Raw genomic sequence first — 22,657 nt, forward strand, 5'->3', positions numbered from 1 at the left:
TCTATTGGCGCGATGGGGTTTAATGAATCAGTTTTCGGCGAGATGTTGGTACAGGCTTAGTGCGGAGCCCCAGCAGAATGTATGACACATCCATACCCAGGTGATGTAGCACATAGAAATAATCCGCTCGGGGGAGACGGGCCCCGCTCTCATAATCACTTTGAGTCTTAGCACGAACCCCCGCCTGCATCGCAAATTCCCTGATGCAAATCCCTTGAGCTTTGCGCTCGTCTTTTAAACGTTTTGCGATGGTCACGGGGGCCTCCTTCCTGAGCTGCCCCATCATAAGCGTGCTAGGACAGCGTAGGAAACGCTCAAGAGGATATGAACTCCCGGATCGAGCCCCTCAAACGAGGTTTGAGCGTGATGAAACCGTTGATGCTGGTACGCAAAAACAAGTTCAGCCCCCGAGCAGGCAGAGCAATTCTGCGATCACTACGTGGTAAGAAAATCTGCAACCCATTGATTCATAAATTAATAAAAAAATTCCTAGTAGTTGCTCTAGGCATTCGACTCATGATGCTTGGAAATAGCCGTGATGAATCCATTCAGCTTATAGAGCTGAAAGAGGCTTGGAATGAGCTTTTTTTCGCCCTGACGACTATAGTTTCATCGGAGTCAGCAGATATACCAAAAGCAACCTCTCTATCCACAATGGCTACTCTGGACAACCTATGAATCTGCGCTCGCTCACCATCGCTTCCAGAGCTTCACTTTGTTTCGGCTTGATCACCCTATTAGTTATCGGGCTCGGCGGGTTCGCTTACCTGCAATTAGGTAAATTGCGAGACTCTGAGCAAGACATCGAAAAAAACTGGTTGGCCAGCATTCAGACGACCGACGACATTCAAATAGCGGTACTGGAAGCTCGCGTGGAAAGCATTCGGCTGCTTGCCGCCACTACCCCGGAAGCACGCGCCATGGCAATCGCTCAATTGGCGAAGGCTCGTGATTTACTTAATGAACGGACCGATTTCTATCGGCAGAATTTGATTTCGGATGAAACGGAACGCCAGACCTTCGAACACGCTGCTGAGCTGATGGGAAAATTTCTAGAAGGACTGGCGCGAATCGTCGAACTAGATAGCACACAGCATGATTCGGCTGTTGATTATGCCAATACCGAGCAGAAAGCTCGGTCAGAAGCTTACCAAAACGCGCTTACATTGTTGCGGAAGCATAATGCCGATGGGGCGACAATTGCCGGAACTCGAGCAACAGACGTGTATGACCATAGTAACCATGTCATAGCTTCTATGGTTGGTATTGCGCTAGTGCTGACTATTCTGTTAGCCGTCCTACTCACCCGCAGCATCGTATTGCCTATCAATACTTCGCTGAAGATGGCAGAAGAGATCGCCAATGGAGATTTGCGCCAATCCCTTAACGTGACAGGCTCGGACGAAGCAGCCCGCCTCATGACTGCACTCAATACGATGCAGGCAAACCTGCGCAGCACGATCGCTGATATTTCTGAGGCCTCGGCGCAATTAAGCTCGGCCGCAGTGGAAATGACCGCAATAACCGAAAGCGCTAATCAGACCCTACAGCAGCAGAACAGTGAAATCGACCAGGCAGCTACCGCAGTCAATCAGATGAGCGCGGCGGTCGAAGAAGTTGCTCGAAATGCAACGTCTACTTCGCAGGCCGCTAAAGAGTCGACCCATGCCGCTGAAGCGGGTAACGCTAAAGTCGGAGAAACCCTTGAGGCCATGCGTACGCTGAAAGATCGCGTGAACGTGACTTCAGAGCAAGTTCAGCAGTTGGCTGGACAAACCCAAGAAATCAGCAAGGTGTTAAGCGTGATAGGCTCGATCGCCGATCAGACCAACCTTCTGGCTTTGAATGCTGCAATTGAAGCTGCACGCGCTGGCGAACAGGGGCGTGGGTTTGCCGTAGTAGCCGATGAAGTACGCGCCCTTGCACATCGGACGCAGGCCTCAACGGAGGAGATCGAAGTCATGATTTCTTCAATGAAAGTACGCAGTTCAGAAGTCGTGGATTCAATGGCGGACAGTACGCGAGAAGTTAATAGCACCCAGAATACTGCCGAAGAGGCCGGCCGGTCGTTGCAAACGATCACCGATGCCGCACAAATGATTGATGACCGCAACCAACAAATCGCCACGGCTTCGGAGGAGCAAGCTTACGTCGCCCGCGAGGTAGATCGTGCCTTGGTCAGCATCCGCGACCTAGCCCTGCAAAGCAGTGAGGGTACACGACAGACGTTGACCGCCAGCGGCGAGCTGTCGCAGCTAGCAATTAATTTAAACCGAATGGTTGCACGTTTTCGTACGTGAGTAATGTTGGGGCCCGGTTAGTTGAAGCAAGCCTTACGCCTCTATTCAAAGGAATGAACCACCTATCCCCCAAACGGGAAGCGGAAATTGCGGTGGGTACTGCGCCCCGTTTGGTGATTTCGAGTGGTGCCGGTGAGCAAGGCAGTGGGCAATGTGAGAAATCAAGGCCGCGAGCTGATTGAGGAAGTGAAGTAGCTTAGCTATCACTCTTTGCGAATGCCGAACTGAGCAGCCTTTACCGTGGAGTTCTGGGCCACGCCTGCGGCCAGGTAAAGGCCCATGCGCGACGTGATCACCGTCTCACTGATGTCAACTACCCCACGCTGTGTTTCCAGCTCCCCTGAAAACTTGGCAGGCATAGTGAACGGCTCCTGGTACTTGTCCATTGACCGGTAGTAGAAGGTTGTCGAGGTACCGTTGACCGGCTTGGTGATGATCAACTCCGCTTCCCATGCCAGTATGCCGCGTGAAGATCCGACAATTTCCACCGCCGACACCATTTCGATAACGTCACCAGCCGCGAGGCTGGTAGTGATGAGGTTGGCCGTCGGTTGCATGTAGACGTAGCCACCTGCTGCCGCCATTGTGCCGCCCAGCTCAATGCACTGAGCCTCGCCATAAGCGGCAGGCTCCTTGAACCACCGCGTGGTGATACCGGCCAGGCCAGAGCCGATGGCCTTATACCCATCCGCCAGCACCGACCCAGCCACAGCATTCACACCGGCCGGGAGAGTACCGCCAGTACCGGCCAGAAGCGGATTGGCATTGAGACAGCCGAACGGGCGGATAGCCGAGTAGATATCGCCAGCATCCGTTGGCAGCGGGATGCCTGGAAATTCAAAGTTGGCGGTGATTATCGGCACTACACGCGAGCTGATGAAATCCGCGCCTACGATATGCGGGTGCAGGCCCTCAACAGTCATTTCCTCTGTGAAGCCATCCCAGATATTCACCACGGGCACGAACTGGCTCACGTAGCTGAGCACCCAGTCTTTGTAGGCAATGGCGTTGGCCAGCGCCTGCCCTGCCAGCGCCCGTGCGCCGAATCGTGGCGTGCCGGTGCCCACGATCAAATGCTTGCCGGGCGTATTAAGGAAGGCCGTCACGATCTTCATCACGTTGGCCTTGGTGTCAGCCAGGGTCATACCGGCAGTGGTGCTGTCGTTGGTGCGCGACACCAGAAGCCACAGATCGGCAGTGGACGAAGCGATGCAGGCCGGTAGCCGGGCCATGAACTGGCCGGTGTGGTCGCCGACTTTGCCCTGGTTATCGAGGTAGCTCGGGAACAATCCGGTGCGAGCCGCAATCATGGCGGCGAAGCCGTAAGCCTCGGTGCCGTATGCAGTTGCCGCAATGGTGTGGCAGTTACCGGAAAAACTATCGCCGAGCAGGCCCAGCCCCCGGCGGATTGGCTGGCGGCGCGGCAAAGGATTAACGAGAAGGCTCATTTTTCCACCTGATATGCAGCTGAGCCAATCGGTGTAAAGCGTGTAGGCGAATTCCCCAAATCCAGACGCCATGCGCCGTCTGTACTGAACAAGTCCGTTTGAACCCAGATGCTCCCCACGGCCTTCTCTACCTTGAGGCTGCCGCCATTAGCTTGCACAGCCACCGTGTGTACGCCGTAGCTGTACTTCAGCACGAATTGTTCGGTACGCATTTTGATCTCCAAGATGTTTTAAGCAAAAGCCTCGCGCGGCAAAGCGAGCTTGACCTGCTCAGTCGGCTATGGAACGTCACGAAAGAAGACGTGATGACCCAGCTTCAGCGTCTGCTTGGCCTTCGCCGCCCACGTCGGTGCTTTTGGCATCGTAGTCGCGTAGTAGTGAGTGGCGCCGTCAGTAGGGTCAGGCTGCTTACCGTCAATCACCAGGTCAGCAGCGATACGCGCTTGAGCCAGCTCGCGGAATGGAATCTTCTTGGCCCCGGACAAGAACGGGTAGTTCGGATCGTTCTTGTTCCAGCAACTGAACTGGTAAGCCTTCAAACACACACCGCTGTACCCTTCCCCCCACCAATCCGGCTTGCCGTCATTGTTAACGTCCATGTCGACGCGATTGCGGATGGTCCATGCCACGGCGATCTGGCCGTTTAGGCCTTCACCGCGAGCCTCTCCCCAAAGGGTTCGCGCGAGGATGTCGCGGTCTTTCTCGGATACTGTCATGCTTTTCTCCAGGCGAAAAAAAACCCGCTCAATGGCGGGTTGCGTGTATGTATGGCTTACGCAGGACGGACGGGGCGCTGCGCAATATCCGGGAACATATCTGCTCCATCCTTCCAACTGCTGACCTAGCCCCGGTATTTGAGCCAGTGCTCGCGAGTGACCGCTATGAGATCAAGCAGCGACCTAATAGCGGAACCGGAGTGCCCGAGCTATCACTGATGAGGGGATCCACTTTTGGGAAATTTCGAAAGTAGATACTGGGAGCCAATGCTTGTCAGATGCCCATCATCCCATGCGGTCAACGTCTCAGCCGTGTCTCCCAGACGCGTAAGGCAGCCTTCTGGGTTGCACAAAATTTCTCTAGGAGAAATGTATTTAACTCCAATTTTCTTTGCCATGGCCGCCATATCTTTATCGATTTCAGCAAAACGGTCATCCAAACCAAAAGTCATTCGTTCAGGCACGCGGTGGAGAGGATCTTTGGCAAAGTATTTGTACAGCTCTTTTGGCAACGGATCTTTCCATTTAGGCACAGGGCCAACAAGTTCTACATCTGTAAAACCTGAAGCACGAAGTGCCTCAATCGTAACGTTTATTCTAGCCCAGTCGTAATAATTCCAGCTTGCTGAGAGAACCACCTTCTCAGGTTTGACTCTCTTAATCTCATCAAGAATAGAGTTGTTAATAGTCAAGCAGTGAGGCCTCAGAAAGTACGTTTTTTCATCCATATCCATCCCAAGAATAGGAGGACAGCCTGAAGCTGTACGCTGAATGATATTAAATCGCCCTCCAAAATTCTTTTCGTAGCCTGGAAACAGATGCGCGGCGTGCGAATCACCCCACAAAAATAACGTTTTTCGATCAGCTTTAATATCGTCATGGCAGCTCGAGAACTGATGCTCATCTTGATCAGGATCAAGAAAACAGGAACCCGTTCTATAGACTTTATTATAGTCGTATGTGAAGGCGTTCAAATCTTGAATCAAAATCGGAAACCTAAACGGTGCGCCCCCCGATATAAACAGGAAAATCCCCAGCATGCTGACTATAAACATCGTGAGTACGAGTGCTATTGCTTTCTTGAAAACAGACGAAGCAGAACGGACTGGCCGCTCAATGAACCTGTATGTCAACCATGCGAGAGCAAACGAAAATCCCACTGCGCCGCATCTTAAAGCAGTAGATGGGACTTCACCTTCATGCAGTCTAAGGAAAACCAAGACAGGCCAATGCCAAAGATACAGCGGGAAGCTGATTAGACCAACTCCGACGAGAAGTTTGTTCGATAGGACGATACGGTTAACCCAAGCATTAGGGCCCGCCGAGATAATGCACGCAGCACCGATTGTTGGAATCAATGCCCATACTCCAGGATAACGAAGATCGCTAGACACCTTGATCAATCCTGCCGTCAGTAATAGCACTCCGACAACTGAAAGACATTCTGACAGCGAAGCACTCGACACCTCTACTCCCTTGGCGCTTATAAAAAAATATGCGAGTGCTCCCCCTACAATCAACTCCCAAAATCTCGTGTAAGGGGAATAGAATAGCGCGACTGAATTACCGTCAATACCTTCTATATTTGCCCAAAATGACAGGCCGCCAGTGATAATTATCAATGCTAGCCAACTGAATCTTAGCTTCCAAGCCAAAACAATCAACAGCGGCCACACGAAATAAAATTGTTCTTCAACACCAAGACTCCATAAATGGAGAAGCGGCTTAGTATCAGAGGCCGCATCAAAGTACCCTGCCTCCATCCACAGCAAAATATTAGATATGAAGCCAGCACCACCAGCAGCATGCTTACCAAGAGCGGCGTATTCACCGGGAAGCAAAACAAACCAGCCATAAACCAGACTTGAGAACAACACTAAAGCCAAGGCAGGAAATATTCTATTTACCCTTCTAGCATAAAAGCCCAAGGTGCTAAACGAGCCTGACTTAACACTTTCAAAAATTATGATTGATATCAGAAACCCAGATATAACAAAGAATATATCTACACCTATAAATCCGCCACGAACTATAGACGGAAATGCATGATAGGCAACCACAAAAATCACGGCTAACGCTCGTAGCCCATCTATGTCAGGTCGATATTTCGGATGGATTAGACCCACGCTATCCTTTGCACTAACTGAACCACCCAAAACATTTTCCCCCTATACCCCACAAAAACAGCGATGAAATATCAGCACCAATTTCCATACTGTTGATGAAGGGCACAAATGACTGCCTTTTTGGCAAAGGCAGTTATTCTCTTGATGGACGCGCAGAAATGCAACCGGATTTATGGGACGTCCTTGAAGAATAAATGGTTCCCTAGCTTCAGCGCCATCTTGGCCTTGGCAGCCCAAGCAGGTGGTTTCGGCATCGAGGTCGCGTAGTAGTGAGTCGCGCCGCCAGTTGGATCAGGCTGTTTGCCGTCGGTCAGCAGCGAGGCGCGCTTGAGCCAGTTCGGGGAACGGGATCTTCTTCGCGCCACTCAGGTACGCATAATTAGGATCGTTCTTGTTCCAGCAGCTTAACTGCCAATCCCTTTTGCACACACCGACATAGCCTTCTCCCCACCAGTCTGGCTTGCAATCGGCGTGCAGATCCAAATCAACGAGGTTTCGGATGGACCAGGCCACAGCGATCTGCCCGGCCAGCCCTTCGCCGCGCGCCTCGCGCCTCGCGCCTCGCGCCTCGCGCCTCGCCCCAAAGTGTGCGGGCCAATACGTCGCGGTCGTTTTCAGTTGTGGTCATTCTTTTCTCCGGCAATAAAAAAACCCGCTCAACGGCGGGCGTTTTTCGTAAAACATCAACTGCCTTAGCCATAGAGATTCAGGAGAGAATCTGAATCGCTATAAGCACGGCGTCCTTATTTGTGCCGTTGCGTGGCAGAGCCAATGGTCTGATAATCGAGTTTTCCGCGCTGCGAAAACCAAACTACCTACAGGAACCCATGAAAGTGAAAGCAATTAAACATTTAAAGAAACTGTTTAAATCGGATATTCCTGACGAATTTCGGGCCGAATTTGAAAGCGAAATAATGTTGACGAATCCCGCCGTGGACCTATCAAAGTCGGTTGAGGGCCGTTACATAGATCAAGCTCTGGAGGCTCAATGGCAGGAGTGGTATAGCGCTCAAAAGCAAATGGCTAACCAGTGGTAGTCACAGGTTCTCCGGCGCAGATGGCCAGCTCAGGAGCTCAGGCGTTACTTCAACTTCCTTTAGTTTTCGATAGTAACCCTGCCACTCCTTGGCGCTCAGCACTTCCGCATCGGTCGCGTTCCCTAGCTGAAGCGAGACAAGAAGAGGCGTCATGACCTGTGAGGCATAAGCCATCAACTGCGCCTTCTTGGCTTCATTGCTGGCCATAATTTGAGCCGCGCTTTCTTGGTTGGACGGCGGTGCTGAAAACTGCCCTTCTTGGTATAGCCATCCCTGATCTGGCTTTGGTGACATGTCCTGTATTTCAATCATCTGAGCCACTAGCTCAGAGGGGAAGCGCTCAACTATGGGTGTCTCCGCCCCCGATTCATCCATAACTGGATTGATTATTTCGCGGACAACACCGCTTTCAACTCGCGCATATATATTCATCAGGCATATTCCCTGTAAATTGCAAATCCGTCGGCCCCTTTGCCGCCGCTGTTCGCACCAGAGTTAGCGGCGCTTGCTACACCACTGCCACCGCTACCAGGCGCAACACCTGGCGCGCCGATCGTGTTGACCGCGTTCACACCGCCAGAGCCATAAAACGATGCCCCCCCAGCGCTTGATACAATTTGCCCAATGGAAGGCGACCCTAATAACGCAACCGTTGGAATGCCACCGACACCGTTGACATCGCCGTTCACACCCGTGCCTGGCGGCATTGACGCGATAGGTGCGGCATACGCAGGAAAAGAGGATGTCGCGGAAAATCCAAGACCGCCAGACCCGCCTGTTGCTGAACAATAAGAGCCGAAGCTGGTGGTACCGCCATTGTTCCCATTGTTCGGCCCTGGCGCTGGTGCGGCGCCACCTCTACCGACGGTCACCGGATGAGAGGTCAAGCGGCCGATCACTCTGCGTCGTACGTATCCACCTGCCGCACCACCAACGCTATCTGATGCCTGAGAGGCACCGGTGGCTCCGCACCCGCCGCCTGAGCCACCACCGCCCGGGCCTTCCAGGTCTGTGAACGAGAGGGCAAGCGGGTGGGGAGTGAAACTCAGCGCACCCACTGCGGTGAAAGGCGCGCCATCTACTGAAACCTTCTGGACCCCATCGACAATCGCATAAATGGTCTGACGGACCAGACGTCCATTGGCAACAGCTTTGATGGCGTCCAGAAGCTGTGTATTGTTCTCCTCGTCCGGAACCAGACCTGCCGCTTTGATGACGTTCAATAACTCATCAGTTACGCCATTGCCCCAAGCAGACGGAATCAGTGACCCTTGAACCCCAGTAGCGGTGTCCTCGTCCACGAACTTACCGCCCACCAAGCCTACGCTCGGCACGCTCTTTGGATAATCCACGGATCTACTCCTTATTCATAATTGATGTGCTCGACGGTGTGAACGGGTGCAGCCCGACGAATCAAACATTCGATAGCAGTGCCAGGGTTTACGCCGAAACGCTCTCCCCAGTAGCTCGCCCCAAATCGCCGACCCTGTCGCTTTCGCCCGCCTGTGTTCAACTTCCACATGAACTGAACGCTCCAGGTTCCGAAGTGCGCTACCCCAAAACGAGAGCGCCCCATTCGCGGCGTGCGGTACTCTGTGACTGTTGCGCCTGGGTAGCCTTGGCTGATCGCGATCTCGACATAGAACGCCGGTGTTTGACCGCCAACCGCCACCAGCCTTTGCCGCACTGACAGACGACGATCTTCGAACGACGGATTCAAGCCAAGGCATGGATCCGGCAAGCCCATTACCCGCTCCCAATCGGGCACCAGTTCGCTGACGCCATTGGGATCCATCTCGTTGAGCAAGTCGAAAGCCCGCAAATCAATCCGCGCGAACTCCAGTGAAAGCCCCGTGATGACCTGATCAACTTCCGGGACCTGCTCAGGATCCCAAGCCGGGCCCGCCGGAAGTAATGCTCGCAACTGTTCCGCGTACTGACCGGCGGTCCTCAGGGAAGCCATTGCACACCCCCATAGGTCAAAAGCTGGTTGGGCGCGGCCACCTGATCGGCGGCAGGGAAAACCAGCCGGTGATCGGTCTCGCCTGCCGCACCGCTTATGGCTTCTGCAATGTGGGTCAGTAATAGAGTCTCACCGAGACCGGCCTCTCGGTTATGAAGGTCCATAAGCTGCAGTTCGACAGCACTGCGCACCACTGAGGTGTCAGGGCTCAGCCTGATCTGATAGACGATGTTTTTTTGCACTGGCGCGAGGACGTAAACCTCGGCTGTTACCGGCCGCTCTATCTCGATGTGCGCATAGACTTCGGCCAGCTGCGCGGCATTCGGCACAGGGTTCGCATCATCGTCACGCATGAAGAAGACAGCTACGGTTCCCGGTCCCAAATATCTGCGCACGCACCAGGCCCGCGTCACGCCCGGCACTTCAAGCGCCCAAGTCACGTAATCGTCCTGATTGCCGCCGTGGGGGATGACACGATATGACCTGATCACCCGAGCCCGCAAAGACTCAACGCTTTCCTGCGCGATGCCACCGGTCAGCCCATCAGCCAAGACCGTGAAGCTGCTATTGATGCCTTCAATCGGCTGCACTGCAGTCAGCACCAGACCTGCCTGAGCGTTGCCCAGCACGCCTGCATCCACCGCCTCAACTTCAGCAAAATTGTTGCCTGCGCTGGTGACGAGCGAAGCACTGACCCTATATGCGCGACCATCGCTGGCCTGCAGGACGGTGTCAACATCCAGCGGCGCGCCAGCAGCGGCAGTGAAGCTGGCCATGCCAGATGCTGGCTGAGCTGCTTTTCGGGGCTGCTTCAATCGCAGAGCAGCCAGCCGCACAAGGGTTTCTTCTTCAGCGGTGTCCGGCAGGATCTGCTCGGCAATCCAGCCCATGTAACCGTAAAGCCCATACGCTGCGCCGCTGTGGGCACGGGACAACACTTGTGCGTCCGATTGGCGAAGCGAGTCGCCCGTCAGATCAATCTGCGTTCTGCTGACCAATTGGGGTAGCGTGGGTGTTTCAAACGGCATAGATCACCTGCCACTGATCGGAAGCATTGAGGCGTACGGTCTGACCGGTTGTAAGGGTCAGGACCACGCCGAGATTGAGTCGGTTAATACCCACCTGTTCGGTGGTGATATCGATTTGACGGATGTGCTCGTCATCAATGAGCCACTGAAGGGCCTCTTGGGCGTAGAACACTGCATCGCGTCGAGTGTCCGCGTTGAGCCTGACCCGCCGCAGCAACCAGAGGCGAGAACCGATACGGTCATCGGCCACTGTTGGATAGGTGTCACCCCACCACCCGTAAAGCTCATCATCGTCAACAGGGTCGTCAGGCCCTGCCCGCCGCCATGTGAACAGACTGATCACCACAGAACGCAGAAGGGACGCCTCAAAACTACCGGCGATCAGCATCAGGCACCTCCTGCCGGTGGGCCGCTTTGGCCATCGCCAACTTGTACGGCAATATGCTCGTGCTCTATCTGACTGATACCGGCCGCAACCTGATCGCCCTGAGAAACTATGGTCCCGGTCTGGGTGATCTGGGGTGTATCGAAATTCACACCTGTGGAGGCTTTGATGTTCAGCGTTTCCGTTTCGATATCTATGATCCGGCCGCGCTTGAAGTGGACCTTGTCGCCCTCATCCGTAAAGATTGCGACCTCGCCTGGCTTCAGTTCCTTGATGCGGTAACGGCGGTCAGCGACGACAAGAACAATTCCGTGGGATCGGTCGCCGCCCATAAAGGCCGTAATCGCTTCGGCACCCGCCAGCGGATTGCTGGTGAAGCCGTATGGCTCAAAATGCTCTAGGTCGTCCTTCACTTCCCCGGCGGTCAAACGCATCTGTAACGCCTGCATCTTAGAGACGGCATTCGCGAGCACGACGGTTCCGCGCACCAGCATGCTGTTCAATAGATTCATTTTTTCTTGTCCCAGTCGGCAGGAAGCAGGTACTCGAATTCGTCGTCACCCTTCTTCAGCTTCCGTTTTTTGTGCGGGTCGAACGGTTCGGGCTCGAAGCCGTCCGGCGGCCCCACCACCATGGTGGTGATGGTTCCTTCATCGCTCAGCGAGTAAGTGATTTCGGAGATGAGCATGTCTCGATCAAACCCAATGATCGGATCCACAACGCGGACCAGCATGTTGTGCCTCCAGAGCGCGCCGTTGGATTGCCGCCATCCCTGAACCTTGTAGGTAGCGCTCAGAGCCTTGCCCATCCGGTGGCCACGCTCCCAGTTGGCCCGCGCCTGCGCCAGCTCGTTGGTCAACTGACCAGACTCGTGAATGAGCTTCACTCTTTTGCGCCTGGTCCGGTCGTCAGTCACTGACGCGGAGACTTCGGAAACGGTCTTGCCGAAGTCCTCATCAGTGCCGGTTCGCTGGCCGATCACGCGGTACTCCGAAAAAACATCGGCGAAGTCGAGCCCTGCATCTCCGCCCAGCACGTTCCTGCCAACCTCCAGCCGATCCACTGCCCGCCCCTCGCTGCCAGGCATTGCTAGAACGGCCCGGCCCTTGGCGTCATCGGTGGAGAACACGCGGAACAACGTAAGCAAACGGTCAATGGATTCAAAAACCGTTTCGCCTGGCTCAATCGTGTGATCCGAAACCTGTCCGGTCTCTGGTATTTCACTTCGAACAGTGACTCCGTATGGCGAAGCCAGCGCCCGGACGATGCTGAGCACACCTTGTTTTTTCCATTGGCCCGGCTTGTTGATGGCAGCACAATCAACCAGATCAGCCGTCAGAGACCGCCCTGCCACCGAAGTGGTGACCTGCTTGTCGTCGAAGCTGATCGGTGTGGAAAACACGTAACCGGTCAGTACTAGGTCGCGGCCAATGCTGACTTCGCACTTCGCACCATTTCTGATAGGCACCGACACTTTCTGCCCCGGCCACTTCCATGTGATGCCCAGCCTGAAATCACGGGCCTGTCGCTCGATGCCGGCCGATACCTCCACCGTTTTCCAGCCGCCATAATCCAGACCATCCACAGTTAAGGTGACAGCGTTAGCTAGATCGAGCATGCGATACCCCAAAAATGTGTACAAAAAAACCTCGCCGAAGCGAGGTTTTATTTTTCCGTAAATCTGTTAGGTATTCTTGTAGAGACCTAGAACCTCATCGACATCAATGTCGTCAGGAAGAGGTAGAGGAGAAACTTTTATAATCGGTTCATTTGAGAACTTAGCCTCAGCAATAACTCTCGCTGTTTCGTTGATCGAGTAAAAGCTTCCTTCTTCATATTTCCAGATTTGCACACTCCCACCTGGCACAGAGCATCCAACCATGACGCGCTTGCCGTAACGCTTAGGGACGCAGCTTACTCCACCGCCTGCAAATATCTTTTGATCAATATATAGTCTTAATAGCTTATTTAGGTCGCGAGATGGAACCGTCTGACTGTCTGGATTCATGATGGCATAAGAAGTTTCTAGATCATACGTATCGCTCTCAGCTACAAAGTTCTGATCTTGCGTAGGTTCTGGAACTATCAAGGAGACGAAGAAAAACGTTGCGAATCCACCAAGCGCACACCCTAAAACATTACCAACGTGCAAGCCGCGCTTCCCTTGAACTTTAACGATAAAGACCCAGACTAAAACCCAGACAACCACAGTAAGTATCATAAGAATCACTACATAACCCCTCCAAAGTTTCCTGTCCATCGAGACTACAATAAACCTAAAGGCAACACATCACAGCTCAGCGATCTTTAAACTCACTGGGGGCACAAAGCCTGGGTGTGTGATGCGATTGCGCTGTACGACTTCAGCCGAGCGTGTGGCATCGCCGAATCGGCGGTAAGCCAGAACCAGCGCAGGCAGAGATTCAGCGGGTTTGATATCGACCAAACGCACACCCGAAGCCGCTACCGCGGTGAGGTGGCTCACCAGTGCTCCGCGCAGCGCGTTCAGTTTTTGGTAGTGATCAGGATCCGCCTTAAGCGATGCCTCCCAGATGGCCGCGTTCAGCGTGTCACGCAGATCAATCACGTCATCAGCCACCGGCACTTCGGCCCTTTCAACCGGCTGAATCAACTGCTGACCAACGGACGGGGTTGAATTGACGGGTACGCCCGCGTTTGCAGCAGGCATGTCAGCCACAACTTGAGCGACCTTAACGAGCGTCGCATCCTGCACCAGGTTCGCAGTGGCCTGAGCCGCGCCACCTGTATCTGCTCCGCTGTTCTGGCTGACGAGATTGATGCTCGATACCGCTTCTGCCTGCCGTGTCGCATCAGCCACCTGCGCTCGATATCCGGTACTACCGCTGCCGCCATCGCCACCAAACCCAGCAAAGAAGCTGCTGAACATTGAGCTCAGTCCTGACGGCGAATTAACCAGGGAATTTGCAAAAGCGGTCGCGTTTGAATACACCCCGAGAAACGGCGAGAACTGCGATTGGATAACGCCGTAGACGCCTGACAGGTTGTTCCGCAAGGCCATCACGTTGATGCGCGCCGAATCAACCTTGGCCATCGCCGCCTTGTATCGGCCTAGTGATGAATCCAAAACGACTTCGGAAGCCTGGGTAACCTGTCGCTTGGTGTTGGCCGTGGCCGTCGGGTACTTGCGAGGCTTCTCCGGATAGAACGTCAGATCAAACCGCGCCATCCCCCCTTCGCGGCGGTCGTGCTGCAGCTCGCACTCGCCGACCTCGACCTGTATACGCCCCAGCCAAGGGTGAACCAGCTCGCCCGGCCCTTCCTTCTCCAATGCCTCGAGCAACTTGTCTCGACGTTCGAAACAATCTTCACCGATGACAAAGGCTGCCAGCTTATGGACCTGAGCCTGTTTGCCCAGCGTTTCAAAAAACGGTTCGTCTCTCTGGGGGTATTCGTGCAGTTGGCCTTTACGGCCCACAGGCACAGCGGACGAGTCGACGACGAAACGAATCCCACGAAAAGACGCAGGCAAGAGACTGTCCCGCCAAGTTGGTGCCATTGACTAGCCTCCCGCGCTGACTGTCCGGTAACCGACCTTGGGAGTCACGGTCAGGCCGGGCTGATTGGTTTTGGGTTGATCAACCCGGGTGCCAGGCGGCGCGCCGGTCAGGTTGATGTTGAGCTCACCTTGTAGCTTTGTGCCGTTGTTGGCCGCCGACTGCATAAGCAGGCTGCCAGGTGCGGGTAAAGATGGCTTGCTGAGCAAGGCACTGGTGCTTGGGATGCCCATGGCATTGTTATTCGCAGCCTGATTAGCGAGCGCGTTCTGCGATGCGTTGGGTGCCAAATACTTTCCGTCGCCACCGCCTGGTCCAGCATTGCGGAGACGCTGCGCGTCAGCGGCCTGCTGAACTTTGGCGGTCAGCCCCGGCCCACCATCTTCAAGCCCCATTAGTTTCATGATCGGTTCAATGTATGGCTTGATCTTGTCGAACATCCCTTTGAACCAGACAACAATGGGGTTCCAGTTTCTGATGATCACGCCCAATGGCGACCACTCAAAAATCTGTTTCATAAAGTCCATGAACGGCGTGGCCATGGCCTTGATCAGTTCCCACAGAGCCGTGAAGAACGGCCCCACTGTCTCCCAGTTCGCCACGATTAGCCCTGCTGCCGCAGCGATCGCTACAGCGATTATCCCGATCGGAGTAGCAGTGAAGGCAACCCCCATGATTCGAACTGCGATAGTTGCAGCGAAAGCCGCCGCACGGATCGCCATGAAGGCAGCGCCAGCAATCCCAAGACCCCGCACCAGATTCGGGTTGGCCGCGATCATCTCGCCAACAGTCGAGATGAGCGGACGCAATCCATTAGTTACGGCGTTGATTCCCGGCAGCATTGCATTACCGATAGCGCGTGCCACGCCTGCAGCCGCGTTACGCATTAACTGCAGATTGTTCGCAGTGGTTGCCGCTCTGGCTGCGTATTCCTTGTCCATCGATCCACTGTATTGTTTTTGATCGGTCACCTTTTTCAGGTTGCTTTCCAGAAGATCCAAATTGGTCAGCAGTGGAGCTATCGCGCCAACCGATTCGCTGCCAAACAAGGTAGTCAGCAGCCCAGCCTGTTTTTCGGGCGCGATGTCTTTCACGCGCTTGAGGACATCAAGCAAGGTGCCTTGAGCATCATTCTGCATGCCCTTCGCTACAGCCTTAGAATTCAGCCGTAGCGCTTTGAACGCCTGCTGCTGCCCTTTGGTAGCGGCAGAACCTTTCGTCATGGCCAGCATGAAGTTTTTGATGCCAGTAGCGGCGACTTCCTGCTCAATGCCGACACCTGCCATCGTAGCGCCCAAGGCGGCGATCTGGCCGGACGCCAAGCCCGCGATCGCACCCAGCGGGCCAATGCGCGTGACGATATCGGAAATCTGTTTGGTGTTCGCCGGGCCGGTGTTGCCCAGGTAGTTGATCTTGTCGGCCAGGCCCTCTACATCGACCTGGGTCATTTTGAACGACGTCCGCCACTTGGCCATCATGTCGCCGCTTTCCTCGGCGGTCTGGTCAAAGGCGATGCCCATTTTTACCGCGGCTTCGGCAAAGCCCAGCAGCTCTTCACGAGCTATGCCGGACTGACCGCCCGCAGCAACGATCTTGGCGATATCCCCAGCGGCCATGGGCAGACGCTCAGACATGCGCCCGATGTCGTCACCCATCTGCTTAAATTGATCGGGCGTCTTGAAGTCCACAACCTTCTTGACGTCCGCCATCTGCGACTCAAAGTCGATGGCAGCGCGGGCACCGGCCACAAATGGCGCGGCCAACGCACCGCCTGTGACCAGATCACTGAAACCGATCTTGCCCAATCCGGTTTTATCGAGACCTTTCTTGAAGCCCGCAACGTTTTTGCGGATCCCGGCGAGTTTTGGCGACAGCTTGTCGACGCCGGTGATCAACGCCTTGAGCTGAAACTTGTCTGCCATCACGCCCCCTTCAGGGTTTGGTTAATCCGTTGAGCCTGTTCGAGCGATTCGAAGATGACGTCCAAAGGCATGTCCATCATCCCGGCGGGGTCGGCTTTCCAGAAATAGGCGAGGTCGTAGACCACCGTAATCAGGCGGTCGACTTGCTCGACTCCGCGCTCATGAAAAAACCAGCGATCTCCCAGCACAGGGTGTTGAAGTCAGAAATGTCGAGCTGATCAACACTGGATGCAGGAATAGACGCGCAGACAGCGATGTATTTGGCGGCGACGTCCATATCGAGGGTGACAGCCTCGTCCTTGTCGATCTTGTAGGGCAGCGCCTTGATAGCCCGCACCTCTTTGGTGGTCGGCCGACGGAGAGTGATTTCTGTTACTTCCTGATCGTGGGCCGTGATGGGCACTGCCAACGTAGTGGGCTTTGTCATTGCCAAACTCCTTTGTTGCCGTCGAATTGCAGCTCGATGGTGCCGTCATCGCCATTGGCACTTGGCTCATCCACCAGGTAACCACCCGAAAGCACGTAGACCGTGCCGTTTTTGAATTCGCATGTCACCGTCATGTCGGTGCCATCGACCAACTGCTTACGCGGGAAGTCAGGCGTTAAGACCGCCGTAAACTTCAAATACGGCGGCAGGTCCTCTTCTTTGAAGTAGCCGGTCACAACCGTTTCCCGCTTCTTATCCGAAAGCGGTGCCTCGCCACCGCCTGTAAGCACCAATTGCACACCGTCCACCTTGATGTAGCAGGTGCCCGCAACTTTTTGACCCATGGTCTTTGACTCCAGAAAAAAGCCCGCACGCGGCGGGCTTGAAGGGTTGGGCCAGCTTTACTCGGCGGTGGCGTCGTACTGCAGGCGGAACTGGTTAAGCATCGCGAAGATGCGCAACCCGTTGATGTAGTCAGGCGGGAACAGCACGTTCAGGCGGCTTGGGTCGTTCGCATCACGCTCGACGATCAGATGCGCCTGGAACAACTCAGCGTTCTCCACGTGACCCTCTTCCTCGAGCTTCGAGTACTGAGCAACCAGCTCGCTGCGAATGACATTGGGCGTAATGATCGCAGCGCCCGCGCCAAAACGTGTGCCGTCGTTGGCGAGCTTGTGGCGACCGTACTTGCTCGTGATGATGCCCTTCAGTCGGCGAACGATGAAAGCCGACTGGTGCATGGTCTCGCTGTCAAGGTACGAGTTGTCAGGCTGGCCGTAAGCGTTCTTCTGGTAAGTGGTGACCGAACGCTGGATACGCACGTAGCCGCCTTCGAAGTAAGCAGTAGCAATGCCATAGCTGAGCAGAGACTGACGCTCTGTCAGGGTGAAGCGCTCGCTGGCCGATGCCGGATCAACACCGGGCATCGCGCCGCTTTGAGTGATACGGCTGGCATCAGTTGATATGAACACAGCGGTACGTGAAGCCAACGCAGCGGCCTGAACCCACACCGGCTGAGGAACACCAACCTCGACGCCTTGAATAGTCATGTGCTGGTCGTTACGCGCCTGCCCGGCAGCCACAAGCGTGCCGATGGTGCCACGCTTGGCGCTGTAGACGTGCCCGAACAACTGTTTCGCCCAGCTCCAGCGGCCGACATTGTCATCCATCGCTGCCTTCCAGGCATCAAGGGAGGTCGTATCAGTCCACGGCTGACAGATGAATTCGAAGGGTTCGTCGCCCAGCGCGGCCAGAGCCGCCAATTGATCCGGCGTGCCTACGCCGCCGGACATCGCGACCGCAACGGCCGTCAGCCCGGTCGGGGTCATCTCGCCGCTCGACTTGCCGAGCCGGTTCATTTCGAGCTTGATATCGTTGCCGCTTTCGCCAGACCACTTGCACGTCAGCGTCAAGACACCAGCAACGGCTGTCGCCTTCACAGGCAGGTCTGAAGTTGCATTGATCTTGACCGCCAGTGCTGCAGCCACCTGATCAGCCGTCGAACCGCTTACTACGGTGGATTGCACGCGGACGCCGCCTACATACAGGCTGAGCAGACCGACCTCAGTCGCAGCGCCGGTCAGCGTGACAGTGCCTGTGGCCGCCGTTCCTTCGGTGCCCTTCAAAGGCAGGCACCAGATTTCGCCAATGGAATCGGATTTGCGCCAGGTGTCATACATTGCCGCCAGCATCGAACCCTGACCGCCAATGGTTTTTGCCACTGCAAGGCTGGAGACCAGAACGAGCGAGCCGATTTCAGGCGCGACCGAATCATCATTGACCTGGCCGACAATCAAACGACGAAGCGTCGATGACGCACTGTTGGCCGCCGAGTTATCCATTTCCGCGTAGAACAGCGGCACGCGGATATCGGCCGGGATGTTGTTAAATCCGATGCTCATTACTTGGATACCTCGGGTGTCGCCACTTCGGCCTTGGTGGATTTGGACTTGTCAGCCTTGATGGTGACATCGCCATCAGCCTGACGACGACGCCACCAGACGCTATCGGTCACTTCCCGGCCCTCCTTGGGCAGCAAGTCGTAAGCTTCTGGATCGGGCACGGATCGGCCCGCGACGGGCACCACTGTGATGCGCTGGGTCATGGGTTAACGTCTCCTGAAAATTTGACTTCGATACGCCCATCCGGGCCGGGTGATTTGAGATTGCGGTCTGCGGGATCGATGCAGTCCATGTTGATGGTGACGCCGGTGAATCCCGGCAGGCCATCCAGCTCCCACTCGTGCCACGTCTCGGCAGGATCACTTGAGGCGTTGCGGCCCAGCTGGAACTCCGCCATGAAGCTGAAGCGGTAGATAACCCGTGCGCGGCTGATATGCAGAAGCGCGCCACCGGCGTACACCATCGGGTCGTATTCTGCGCCGGGCCTCCAACCCACCAACGCCCGCCATAACTCCGCGCGGATGAGGTGCAATGCATCATTGGCCTGCTGACCGCGCTCATCAGCGGCGTCTATCACAATGACTACGTCGATCTTGTCGGTGATCACCTGACGCACGCCGTTCTGAAGATCGTTATCTGTGGCGGCGTCAGCAGTGGTTATGACATAGGCCGATGGGTGCGAAAGCTTTGCGCTTTCAGCCACAGCGTCCCAATCAATGCCTCCCGCCACGCGATCGGCAAAGACGGGGCAAGTCGCTCGCAGATGAGCAACGATAGGATTAATCAGCATGGGTTTACCTGGTGTAGTGCGAATCAGCCCAGCGCGGCAGCGAACGCGGCCGAAAGTATCGACTGAACATCGGATGATGAATCTTGCAGGCCGTCAGCCACGTAGTTGTCACGCGGCGTGATACGCCATTCCCCGGCGGCACGCTCAGCAATTGCAGCAGCGCGGGTTCCAGCGGCACGGCGGTTGGACTTGCCTTTACCCTTACCGGGCGCAAGCTTGCCAACACGGCGGCCCTTCTTCACGCCGTAGTGCAGATAAGCTGGGTAGAAATCCTTCATCGCCCCGGATTTGTGGGGAGCGATCTTTACCAGAAAGCCCGAGCGCGACACTTTGAAGCGAATCGATTCCAACGTGGCACCAGTGCGGTTGACGGGATAGCCATCCTGCCCCTTGCCCAACGCCAAATTCATTTGGGCGCGCTGAGTCACCAGCTTCCCTGCTTTGCGCATCCCCTTACGAATTTCGCGCTTGTCGAAGGCGTCACGCTGGAATTGGTCAAAGCCTTCGACGTGCAGGTAACCATCAAGGGATGCGGAGTTAGCCATAAATGCCGCCTCCGGACTGGGAGGGTGTGACCTCCTCCACCTCGATCAAAGTGAAGCGGCGACGCCCATTCATATCAGCGTTACGTTTTACCCGGTAAAGCGGGGTGTTGGGCACGACTACGAAGCCGGGTAGCTCACCTGATGCCTGTGTTACGTGAACCAGCTCGTGCCTGTCAGTAACACCGGCGATCAGTCGCAGGGTGATTCGATGAGTGATTTTGTTGTCGGTTTGCACGCCAGCCGAATAGATCGCCGTACCAACAGGTTCGATCTTCGCCCAGCGAGCCTTGAGTTCCGAGAACGTGGAATCAAGGCCCATATCGGCCGCTGGTATGTCTGTCCGCTCACGAATGGCCAGCCTCCGATTCAGGTCGCCAGCACCAGGTTCTTTGTAAGCCATCACACCCCCCTACCAACGCGGAATGGCGTCAATAGCGATTTCGAACCCATCGGGAGTTCGCTGAACGAAGTGCCGGTGACGACGTCCTCACGATTGCTGTAAAGAGAACCCAATATCAGCAAACACGCCGCCCTGATGGATGGTGTAATCACAACCGGGGACTCTCCCGAACTTCCATCCAAGACCGCAGTAGCCAACGATTCCGCATCAGCGAAGAAACGCCGATTCATAAAGTGTGAGGCGCTGTCCTCGGCAGCCTCAAGCAACAGCTCCACGTGCGAACGATCATCGTCCTCCGCGCGCAAATGCTGCATGGCTACATCAATGGGGATGGCGCCCATATCAGGACTTTGGTTTTTGGTCAGTGGCAAGGCCTGCAGCAATCAGCGACACAGCATCATGCTTCGCAGATTTGTAACCTTCACCGCCTGCGCGGCGAATTTCCTTGCCGTCCAGATAGCTGCGCAACGGGTAGATGGTGATCAGGTTGCCTTCATCATCACCGACCGCAACAACTGCAGCGACGTCGGATTCGCCAGAATCAGATGAACCATCCGTTTGGCTTTCTGAGCCTAGAACGGTGACGCCCTGCTGATCGCCTGCGGTGGCACTAGCCTGGCTTTCTACATCAGAGGCGGCATCGGTCGACGTGCCCGAGGTTGTGGGCGAATCTGGCCCCGGCTGAGCACCTGTCTGCAGCGTATCAACTTGACCGACCGCGCCCGAAGCCACAGCGCCCGCCTCGTTGGCTTGCAAACCGTCGCTTTGCTGAGCATCTGCTGTTTTGTTGGCGCCTTGATTAGAATTTGAACGTGCCATTTCTTATCTCCAGAATGAGGGAGGCCGCCCGCAGGCGGCACTCTTATGGCGATCAGTTAGCCGGAGTCAGCTCGCCAGTTACGAAGGCTTCGGGGCGGTACACAGCAAACGCCAGTCGCTCTTCAGCACGGATGCTGACCATGTTGTTTTCGAAGTCTTTGTCGTTCTCGGTAGAGACCAGAACCTCGATACCCATGCGGTCATAGATTTGGGCGGCCAGGCTGAATGCGCCAGTCAGGAACTGGTTTTGCACAATCGCCTGGGTTTCCACTACTGGCAGGTTCCACAGGCGGGGGGCGGTGCCCTCCTGCGGCTTGCCGATGATGTAACGCCCTTCGCCATCCTTGAGCAGCTCGATCGCAGCCCAGTCGATCGGGTTCAGCACGATGCCAGTGGATGGGAACTCGGCCAGCATGGCTTGCAGCAATGCCAAGCGAATACGGTCGATCCGCTGAATAGCCTGCACCTCAACGCCCGCTGGCGGCGCATAGATTTGCGCTTGAGGGATGATGCCCTTCAGGTTATTACCTGTCCCGTTGCCGTACAGCAGTTGAGCTTCTTCTGCCAACAACAGACCGTAGCGCGCCCGGGCGTCGATATAGCTCTGCAGCGCCGAAGCATCGTCCAGAATCTGGCGACTACCTTTGAACAGGTGTGCAATGGTGCGCACGTTTGCATTTTCCAAGGCAAACTTCAGTTCGCTGTAAGGCTTGGCCAGCCCTTCACCCACGATTGCGGCGTTGTTGGTGAAACCGGTTTCACGAACGTACTCGACGGCGTTGCTGTCAGTAGTTCCCGGTGCAACCAGATCACGAATGGTCAATCGGCTCTGCGGAGCCAGGATGACGCCAACTCGGTCAGCCTGGACCAGGGCACCGCCGGAAGTTGGAACAGAGGTGATCGCTGCACGCGGCACCTCAACGCGACGAGAGCCCCGAAACGAGCTGGTAACTCCCTCTTCGGCCATCTTGATCGCTACCAGGTCGCCGGCCGATTGCTGGATCTGCTGATCACGCGGCTTGCTCGCGTTGACGAGCTTCTGCTCGGCATCCTGCATTCGCGCCTGGAGTTCGCCCTGCTTCATCAGCAGTTCGTCAACCTTGGTACGAGTTTCGGCCTGCATTTCACCGGAGGCTTTGATTTCCTTTTCGGTTCGCTCGGCGTAAGTCCTGATTTGATCACCGACGGCTTTAAGGTCGGCTTGAGTTTGCTTCTGGGAAGCTTCGATTTGGGACAGATCAGCTGGCATTTTTTGGCCCTTTCAGAAATGAAAAAACCGCCTCTTGGGCGGTTGGTATTCAATGGAGATGTCAG

At 55.5% G+C, this 22,657-nt stretch carries 28 protein-coding genes and 1 pseudogene; 3 read left to right on the top strand and 26 right to left on the bottom strand.

The annotated features are described in order from the left end of the window. Positions 1-19: 19 nt before the first annotated feature. On the bottom strand, positions 20-256 hold the full coding sequence (locus RX972_RS04245) for a hypothetical protein (protein WP_316872688.1): 237 nt from the start codon (positions 254-256) through the stop codon (positions 20-22). A 107-nt stretch (positions 257-363) separates the two neighbouring features. Here RX972_RS04245 and RX972_RS04250 point away from each other — a divergent pair, with 107 nt between their 5' ends. Together RX972_RS04250 and RX972_RS04255 are read left to right on the top strand one after the other, a co-directional pair. Next, complete coding sequence (locus tag RX972_RS04250) at positions 364-678, top strand: hypothetical protein (RefSeq protein ID WP_316872690.1); 315 nt, start codon at positions 364-366, stop codon at positions 676-678. Further along, a complete protein-coding gene (locus tag RX972_RS04255; RefSeq protein ID WP_316872691.1) occupies positions 675-2,300 on the top strand; it encodes a methyl-accepting chemotaxis protein in 1,626 nt (541 codons plus the stop codon). Before RX972_RS04250 ends, RX972_RS04255 begins: the two co-directional genes overlap by 4 nt. 203 nt (positions 2,301-2,503) lie before the next feature. On the opposite strand, the gene RX972_RS04260 is transcribed toward RX972_RS04255, so the two are convergent. The 5 genes and pseudogenes from RX972_RS04260 to RX972_RS04280 all read right to left on the bottom strand — a co-directional run bounded on the left by RX972_RS04260 (position 2,504) and on the right by RX972_RS04280 (position 7,218). After that, positions 2,504-3,748, bottom strand: coding sequence for an SGNH/GDSL hydrolase family protein (locus RX972_RS04260; protein ID WP_316872694.1), 1,245 nt, complete (start codon positions 3,746-3,748; stop codon positions 2,504-2,506). Then, complete coding sequence (locus tag RX972_RS04265) at positions 3,745-3,960, bottom strand: hypothetical protein (protein ID WP_316872696.1); 216 nt, start codon at positions 3,958-3,960, stop codon at positions 3,745-3,747. The genes RX972_RS04260 and RX972_RS04265 overlap by 4 nt, the downstream gene beginning before the upstream one ends. A gap of 66 nt (positions 3,961-4,026) precedes the next feature. Beyond that, complete coding sequence (locus RX972_RS04270; protein WP_316872697.1) at positions 4,027-4,464, bottom strand: cell wall hydrolase; 438 nt, start codon at positions 4,462-4,464, stop codon at positions 4,027-4,029. Positions 4,465-4,676: 212 nt separating this feature from the next. Then, positions 4,677-6,590 carry an acyltransferase family protein gene (locus tag RX972_RS04275; protein ID WP_316873023.1) on the bottom strand — a complete coding sequence of 638 codons (1,914 nt, stop codon included), beginning with the start codon at positions 6,588-6,590 and terminating at the stop codon, positions 4,677-4,679. Between the two features lie 170 nt (positions 6,591-6,760). Next, positions 6,761-7,218, bottom strand: a pseudogene (locus RX972_RS04280) (cell wall hydrolase). A 205-nt stretch (positions 7,219-7,423) separates the two neighbouring features. Between RX972_RS04280 and RX972_RS04285 the strand changes: the two are divergent. Next, positions 7,424-7,627 carry a hypothetical protein gene (locus tag RX972_RS04285; protein ID WP_316872698.1) on the top strand — a complete coding sequence of 68 codons (204 nt, stop codon included), beginning with the start codon at positions 7,424-7,426 and terminating at the stop codon, positions 7,625-7,627. Here RX972_RS04285 and RX972_RS04290 read toward each other — a convergent pair whose 3' ends face one another. The 20 genes from RX972_RS04290 to RX972_RS04385 all read right to left on the bottom strand — a co-directional run bounded on the left by RX972_RS04290 (position 7,628) and on the right by RX972_RS04385 (position 22,592). Then, complete coding sequence (locus RX972_RS04290; RefSeq protein WP_316872700.1) at positions 7,628-8,059, bottom strand: tail fiber assembly protein; 432 nt, start codon at positions 8,057-8,059, stop codon at positions 7,628-7,630. It lies immediately after the preceding gene. Further along, positions 8,059-8,979, bottom strand: a complete 921-nt coding sequence (locus RX972_RS04295; protein ID WP_316872702.1) for a hypothetical protein — start codon at positions 8,977-8,979, stop codon at positions 8,059-8,061. Before RX972_RS04295 ends, RX972_RS04290 begins: the two co-directional genes overlap by 1 nt. An 11-nt stretch (positions 8,980-8,990) precedes the next feature. After that, the gene (locus tag RX972_RS04300) at positions 8,991-9,590 is read right to left on the bottom strand and encodes a YmfQ family protein (protein ID WP_316872703.1); all 600 of its coding nucleotides are present in this window, start codon (positions 9,588-9,590) and stop codon (positions 8,991-8,993) included. After that, a complete protein-coding gene (locus RX972_RS04305) occupies positions 9,578-10,618 on the bottom strand; it encodes a baseplate J/gp47 family protein (RefSeq protein ID WP_316872705.1) in 1,041 nt (346 codons plus the stop codon). Before RX972_RS04305 ends, RX972_RS04300 begins: the two co-directional genes overlap by 13 nt. Then, positions 10,608-11,006 carry a phage GP46 family protein gene (locus RX972_RS04310; protein ID WP_316872707.1) on the bottom strand — a complete coding sequence of 133 codons (399 nt, stop codon included), beginning with the start codon at positions 11,004-11,006 and terminating at the stop codon, positions 10,608-10,610. Before RX972_RS04310 ends, RX972_RS04305 begins: the two co-directional genes overlap by 11 nt. After that, positions 11,006-11,515, bottom strand: coding sequence for a phage baseplate assembly protein V (locus RX972_RS04315; RefSeq protein ID WP_316872708.1), 510 nt, complete (start codon positions 11,513-11,515; stop codon positions 11,006-11,008). The genes RX972_RS04310 and RX972_RS04315 overlap by 1 nt, the downstream gene beginning before the upstream one ends. After that, a complete protein-coding gene (locus RX972_RS04320) occupies positions 11,512-12,621 on the bottom strand; it encodes a phage baseplate assembly protein (protein ID WP_316872710.1) in 1,110 nt (369 codons plus the stop codon). The genes RX972_RS04315 and RX972_RS04320 overlap by 4 nt, the downstream gene beginning before the upstream one ends. A 66-nt stretch (positions 12,622-12,687) precedes the next feature. Beyond that, complete coding sequence (locus tag RX972_RS04325; RefSeq protein WP_316872712.1) at positions 12,688-13,233, bottom strand: hypothetical protein; 546 nt, start codon at positions 13,231-13,233, stop codon at positions 12,688-12,690. A 60-nt stretch (positions 13,234-13,293) separates the two neighbouring features. Continuing rightward, positions 13,294-14,541: a DNA circularization N-terminal domain-containing protein gene (locus RX972_RS04330; RefSeq protein ID WP_316872714.1), complete on the bottom strand. Its 1,248-nt coding sequence runs from the start codon at positions 14,539-14,541 to the stop codon at positions 13,294-13,296. A gap of 3 nt (positions 14,542-14,544) precedes the next feature. After that, the gene (locus RX972_RS04335) at positions 14,545-16,461 is read right to left on the bottom strand and encodes a phage tail tape measure protein (protein ID WP_316872716.1); all 1,917 of its coding nucleotides are present in this window, start codon (positions 16,459-16,461) and stop codon (positions 14,545-14,547) included. A 130-nt stretch (positions 16,462-16,591) separates the two neighbouring features. After that, on the bottom strand, positions 16,592-16,888 hold the full coding sequence (locus tag RX972_RS04340) for a phage tail assembly protein (RefSeq protein WP_316872717.1): 297 nt from the start codon (positions 16,886-16,888) through the stop codon (positions 16,592-16,594). Further along, on the bottom strand, positions 16,885-17,232 hold the full coding sequence (locus RX972_RS04345) for a phage tail tube protein (protein WP_122397255.1): 348 nt from the start codon (positions 17,230-17,232) through the stop codon (positions 16,885-16,887). The genes RX972_RS04340 and RX972_RS04345 overlap by 4 nt, the downstream gene beginning before the upstream one ends. Before the next feature lie 57 nt (positions 17,233-17,289). Continuing rightward, positions 17,290-18,789: a phage tail sheath subtilisin-like domain-containing protein gene (locus tag RX972_RS04350; protein ID WP_316872721.1), complete on the bottom strand. Its 1,500-nt coding sequence runs from the start codon at positions 18,787-18,789 to the stop codon at positions 17,290-17,292. Continuing rightward, positions 18,789-18,992 (bottom strand): DUF2635 domain-containing protein, encoded by a 204-nt coding sequence (locus RX972_RS04355; protein WP_316872723.1) that lies wholly within the window; start codon positions 18,990-18,992, stop codon positions 18,789-18,791. Before RX972_RS04355 ends, RX972_RS04350 begins: the two co-directional genes overlap by 1 nt. After that, the gene (locus RX972_RS04360) at positions 18,989-19,579 is read right to left on the bottom strand and encodes a hypothetical protein (protein ID WP_316872726.1); all 591 of its coding nucleotides are present in this window, start codon (positions 19,577-19,579) and stop codon (positions 18,989-18,991) included. Before RX972_RS04360 ends, RX972_RS04355 begins: the two co-directional genes overlap by 4 nt. A gap of 23 nt (positions 19,580-19,602) precedes the next feature. After that, positions 19,603-20,124: a hypothetical protein gene (locus tag RX972_RS04365; protein ID WP_316872728.1), complete on the bottom strand. Its 522-nt coding sequence runs from the start codon at positions 20,122-20,124 to the stop codon at positions 19,603-19,605. Next, positions 20,117-20,524 carry a head-tail adaptor protein gene (locus tag RX972_RS04370; protein ID WP_316872730.1) on the bottom strand — a complete coding sequence of 136 codons (408 nt, stop codon included), beginning with the start codon at positions 20,522-20,524 and terminating at the stop codon, positions 20,117-20,119. The genes RX972_RS04365 and RX972_RS04370 overlap by 8 nt, the downstream gene beginning before the upstream one ends. After that, a complete protein-coding gene (locus RX972_RS04375) occupies positions 20,524-20,865 on the bottom strand; it encodes a head-tail connector protein (protein ID WP_316872731.1) in 342 nt (113 codons plus the stop codon). Before RX972_RS04375 ends, RX972_RS04370 begins: the two co-directional genes overlap by 1 nt. 1 nt (position 20,866) lies before the next feature. Beyond that, on the bottom strand, positions 20,867-21,343 hold the full coding sequence (locus RX972_RS04380) for a hypothetical protein (protein WP_316872732.1): 477 nt from the start codon (positions 21,341-21,343) through the stop codon (positions 20,867-20,869). A gap of 52 nt (positions 21,344-21,395) precedes the next feature. Continuing rightward, positions 21,396-22,592, bottom strand: a complete 1,197-nt coding sequence (locus RX972_RS04385; RefSeq protein WP_316872734.1) for a phage major capsid protein — start codon at positions 22,590-22,592, stop codon at positions 21,396-21,398. Between the last annotated feature and the right edge of the window lie 65 nt (positions 22,593-22,657).

The organism is Pseudomonas syringae group sp. J309-1, assembly GCF_032582135.1.
Lineage (GTDB): Bacteria > Pseudomonadota > Gammaproteobacteria > Pseudomonadales > Pseudomonadaceae > Aquipseudomonas > Aquipseudomonas quasicaspiana.

Bases quoted from the DNA above. Each gene is read 5' to 3' on its own strand.
- RX972_RS04255 (WP_316872691.1), top strand. From the start codon at position 675: ATGAATCTGCGCTCGCTCACCATCGCTTCCAGAGCTTCACTTTGTTTC.
- RX972_RS04260 (WP_316872694.1), bottom strand. From the start codon at position 3,748: ATGAGCCTTCTCGTTAATCCTTTGCCGCGCCGCCAGCCAATCCGCCGG.
- RX972_RS04265 (WP_316872696.1), bottom strand. From the start codon at position 3,960: ATGCGTACCGAACAATTCGTGCTGAAGTACAGCTACGGCGTACACACG.
- RX972_RS04270 (WP_316872697.1), bottom strand. From the start codon at position 4,464: ATGACAGTATCCGAGAAAGACCGCGACATCCTCGCGCGAACCCTTTGG.
- RX972_RS04290 (WP_316872700.1), bottom strand. From the start codon at position 8,059: ATGAATATATATGCGCGAGTTGAAAGCGGTGTTGTCCGCGAAATAATC.
- RX972_RS04300 (WP_316872703.1), bottom strand. From the start codon at position 9,590: ATGGCTTCCCTGAGGACCGCCGGTCAGTACGCGGAACAGTTGCGAGCA.
- RX972_RS04305 (WP_316872705.1), bottom strand. From the start codon at position 10,618: ATGCCGTTTGAAACACCCACGCTACCCCAATTGGTCAGCAGAACGCAG.
- RX972_RS04310 (WP_316872707.1), bottom strand. From the start codon at position 11,006: ATGCTGATCGCCGGTAGTTTTGAGGCGTCCCTTCTGCGTTCTGTGGTG.
- RX972_RS04315 (WP_316872708.1), bottom strand. From the start codon at position 11,515: ATGAATCTATTGAACAGCATGCTGGTGCGCGGAACCGTCGTGCTCGCG.
- RX972_RS04320 (WP_316872710.1), bottom strand. From the start codon at position 12,621: ATGCTCGATCTAGCTAACGCTGTCACCTTAACTGTGGATGGTCTGGAT.
- RX972_RS04330 (WP_316872714.1), bottom strand. From the start codon at position 14,541: ATGGCACCAACTTGGCGGGACAGTCTCTTGCCTGCGTCTTTTCGTGGG.
- RX972_RS04335 (WP_316872716.1), bottom strand. From the start codon at position 16,461: ATGGCAGACAAGTTTCAGCTCAAGGCGTTGATCACCGGCGTCGACAAG.
- RX972_RS04340 (WP_316872717.1), bottom strand. From the start codon at position 16,888: ATGACAAAGCCCACTACGTTGGCAGTGCCCATCACGGCCCACGATCAG.
- RX972_RS04345 (WP_122397255.1), bottom strand. From the start codon at position 17,232: ATGGGTCAAAAAGTTGCGGGCACCTGCTACATCAAGGTGGACGGTGTG.
- RX972_RS04350 (WP_316872721.1), bottom strand. From the start codon at position 18,789: ATGAGCATCGGATTTAACAACATCCCGGCCGATATCCGCGTGCCGCTG.
- RX972_RS04355 (WP_316872723.1), bottom strand. From the start codon at position 18,992: ATGACCCAGCGCATCACAGTGGTGCCCGTCGCGGGCCGATCCGTGCCC.
- RX972_RS04360 (WP_316872726.1), bottom strand. From the start codon at position 19,579: ATGCTGATTAATCCTATCGTTGCTCATCTGCGAGCGACTTGCCCCGTC.
- RX972_RS04365 (WP_316872728.1), bottom strand. From the start codon at position 20,124: ATGGCTAACTCCGCATCCCTTGATGGTTACCTGCACGTCGAAGGCTTT.
- RX972_RS04370 (WP_316872730.1), bottom strand. From the start codon at position 20,524: ATGGCTTACAAAGAACCTGGTGCTGGCGACCTGAATCGGAGGCTGGCC.
- RX972_RS04375 (WP_316872731.1), bottom strand. From the start codon at position 20,865: ATGGGCGCCATCCCCATTGATGTAGCCATGCAGCATTTGCGCGCGGAG.
- RX972_RS04380 (WP_316872732.1), bottom strand. From the start codon at position 21,343: ATGGCACGTTCAAATTCTAATCAAGGCGCCAACAAAACAGCAGATGCT.
- RX972_RS04385 (WP_316872734.1), bottom strand. From the start codon at position 22,592: ATGCCAGCTGATCTGTCCCAAATCGAAGCTTCCCAGAAGCAAACTCAA.